Source organism: Gordonia sp. (in: high G+C Gram-positive bacteria), assembly GCF_047606305.1.
Taxonomy (GTDB): Bacteria; Actinomycetota; Actinomycetes; order Mycobacteriales; family Mycobacteriaceae; genus Gordonia.
Window position 1 is genome coordinate 1 of the sequence record NZ_JASGER010000097.1, and the last position, 2,726, is coordinate 2,726.

Sequence of the window (2,726 nt, forward strand, 5' to 3'; positions counted from 1 at the left end):
GCTCGGCGACGCCCGCCCCGCGGTGGCGGGCCGCCGAGTCGGCGCCGAACAGCGGCGCCCGGGTGATCGCGGCCGGTCGCAGCAGGGCGCTGGTGCCGGTACCCGCAAGGTCGGCGACGAAGGTCTGCTCTGCGGTCGTCGCCTCATGCGCAGTGATGGCGGACCGGAGGTCGGCGGCGGTGAGGGCGGGCAGATCGGCCTGCAGCAGCACGACGCCGTCGACCGCCCCTATGCGGCCGGTCAGCTCGTGCTGACCGTGGACGAACGCGGCGTTGAGGCCTCCGCCGGCGACCGGTTCGTCGGCGGTGTGTGCGCCCGCGGCCGCCGCGGCCGCGGCGATCCGGGGGTCGGGCGTCACCACCAGGGCGGTCACCCCGGCGGCGGACGTCGCGGCGAGCACGTCGGCGAGCATCGCCAGGACCAGCGAGGAACGGTCACCGACTGCGCCGGTCAGGCGCGATTTCGCCTCCGGCAGCGGCTTGACCGCCAACACTGCTCCCCATGCCACGCCCTCCATCATGGCAGGGTCTGCGGCCGCCGCCACCCGGGCCGACGGGGGACTAGCCTGGCAGCCATGGGTACGCCGAAGTCCGAGCCGGTCGAGTTCACCGGGCGAGTCAGCGCGATCGGTGAGCGACTGGTCGTCCGCCTGCCCGCGGAGGCGAGCGCCGCGCTGCCCTCGCGCGGTCAGGTCGCCGCCACGGTGACCGTCGCCGGGCACACCGCCGACACCGTCGTCGAACCCGACGGGCGCCGCGGGCACTGGCTGCCGGCCGACGGCCTCGCCGGGCTGGGCGAGGGCGACGACGCCGCCATCCGGGTGGTGCCGACCAAGGAATGGCCCGAGCCGGTCCGGCCCGACGACTTCGCCGCCGCACTGGCCGGTGCCCCCGATATCGCCGACCTGTGGGAGGCGATCACCCCGATGGCGCGCTGGGAATGGGTCCGCTGGATCAACGCGACGAAGAACCCCCAGACCCGGCAGCGGCGGATCGAGGTGGCCGTCGACAAGCTGCGCAACGGCAAGCGGCGCCCGTGCTGCTTCGACCTGTCGTCCTGCACCGACCCCGAAGTCGCCACGAGCGGCAAACTCATCGAGGCCTGACGCCGCCACGGGCGCGGCTATTCTGGCGCCATGGAATCGGACGTGTGGGCCCTCATCGTGATCGTTGTCGTGGTCACGATCGCCCCGATCGGCCTGCTGGCCCTGCGGCTGCGCAAACAGCGACGCGGCGGATTCCCCGACGACTACTCCGACATCGACCCGCTGAACTCGATGCCGCACTATCGCCAGGAGCGTCCGGTCACCTCCTATCGGACGGATTCGCTGATCGTCGACCCCCACGATCGCGGCCCCGTGCCCGTGGGCAAGAGGCGAAAGCCGCGAGCGGCGAACCCGTCGCAGACCGACCGCTAGGCTGGGGGAACGGAATCGACGGGAGAGGGGTCGGCGTGCAAGCGGTCGTGATGGGTGCCGGATCGTGGGGGACGACGGTGGCCAAGGTCCTCGTCGACGCGGGTACGCCGACGCGGATCTGGGCACGGCGCGCCGCGCTGGCCGACGCGATCAACGCGACTCACGAGAACCCCGACTATCTGCCCGGAGTCGCGCTGCCCGAGGCCCTGTCCGCGGTCAGCGACGTGCCGGCTGCGCTGGACGGTGCCGACGTGGTCGTCCTCGGAGTTCCGTCGCAGTCGTTGCGCCCCAATCTGGAGCAGTGGTCGCCGCATCTGACCGACACGATGACCTTCGTGTCGCTGGCCAAGGGCGTCGAGACGTCGACGATGATGCGGATGTCGGAGGTGATCGCCGACGTCACCGGTGCCGCGCCCGAGCGGATCGCGGTGCTGACCGGGCCGAACCTGGCCAAGGAGGTCGCGGCCGGGCAGCCGGCGGCGACCGTGATCGGCTGCGTCGACGAGCAGCGCGCCGTCCTCCTGCAGGAGGCCTTCTCCACCAGCTACTTCCGGCCGTACACCAACACCGACGTCATCGGCTGCGAGCTGGGCGGTGCGGTGAAGAACGTCATCGCCCTGGCGTGCGGTATGGCCGCCGGGGTCGGGTTCGGGCAGAACACGCTCGCCACGATCATCACCCGCGGGTTGGCCGAGACGATCCGCCTCGGGGTCGCGGCCGGCGCCGACGTGCAAACCCTCGCCGGTCTCGCCGGCATCGGGGACCTCGTGGCCACCTGTTCGTCGCCGCTGTCGCGGAACCGGACCTTCGGCTACGCGCTCGGGCAGGGCAAGACCCTCGAAGAGGCCCAGGCCGCGACCAACGGCCAGGTCGCCGAGGGCGTGAAGTCCTGCGCATCGGTGCGCGCGCTCGCGCAGATCCACGGCGTCGACGTCCCGTTGACCGATGCGGTCGACGACGTCTGCCACAAGGGGCTGACCGTCCCCGACGCGATCGCCATGCTCCTGGGGCGGCCGCGCAAGCCGGAGATCCGCTGAGCGCTACCCGAGCTCGAGCGGCCCGCGTGCCAGGTTCTTGTCGATCAGGGCGGTGACCTCGCTGATCGGGGTCGGACCGGAGTCGCGGGGCAGCCACAGCGCGACATACGGGCGGTGGTCGACGGCGACGTACGCGACGCCGGTCTTCTGCTCGTCGGTGATGAACCACTGCGCCGAGTCCACGACCTGCAGGCGTGAGGACGGGGCCAGCGCCGCCGGGCGGGCGACGCCGCAGCGCAGCGCGACCGAGTCCCCGCTGCGCGAGCGCCAGC

General features: G+C 72.5%; 5 protein-coding genes. 3 read left to right on the forward strand and 2 right to left on the reverse strand.

Features of this window, described 5'->3' with window-relative positions; all coding sequences use genetic code 11:
* Positions 1 to 517: NTP transferase domain-containing protein (locus QM634_RS13565; RefSeq protein ID WP_415043307.1), on the reverse strand; the 517-nt coding region annotated here is incomplete at its 3' end.
* Positions 518 to 574: 57 nt separating this feature from the next.
* On the opposite strand from QM634_RS13565, the gene QM634_RS13570 reads away from it, so the two are divergent.
* Genes QM634_RS13570 through QM634_RS13580 form a run of 3 tightly spaced genes read left to right on the forward strand, consistent with a single transcriptional unit; the run spans position 575 to position 2,454 of the window.
* Positions 575 to 1,105, forward strand: coding sequence for a YdeI/OmpD-associated family protein (locus QM634_RS13570; protein ID WP_415043308.1), 531 nt, complete (start codon positions 575 to 577; stop codon positions 1,103 to 1,105).
* A 30-nt stretch (positions 1,106 to 1,135) separates the two neighbouring features.
* A complete protein-coding gene (locus QM634_RS13575; protein ID WP_415043309.1) occupies positions 1,136 to 1,417 on the forward strand; it encodes a hypothetical protein in 282 nt (93 codons plus the stop codon).
* Positions 1,418 to 1,452: 35 nt separating this feature from the next.
* The gene (locus QM634_RS13580; RefSeq protein WP_415043310.1) at positions 1,453 to 2,454 is read left to right on the forward strand and encodes an NAD(P)H-dependent glycerol-3-phosphate dehydrogenase; all 1,002 of its coding nucleotides are present in this window, start codon (positions 1,453 to 1,455) and stop codon (positions 2,452 to 2,454) included.
* Between the two features lie 3 nt (positions 2,455 to 2,457).
* Here QM634_RS13580 and QM634_RS13585 read toward each other — a convergent pair.
* The coding region (locus tag QM634_RS13585; protein ID WP_415043311.1) for a DUF3515 domain-containing protein at positions 2,458 to 2,726 on the reverse strand (269 nt) is incomplete at its 5' end.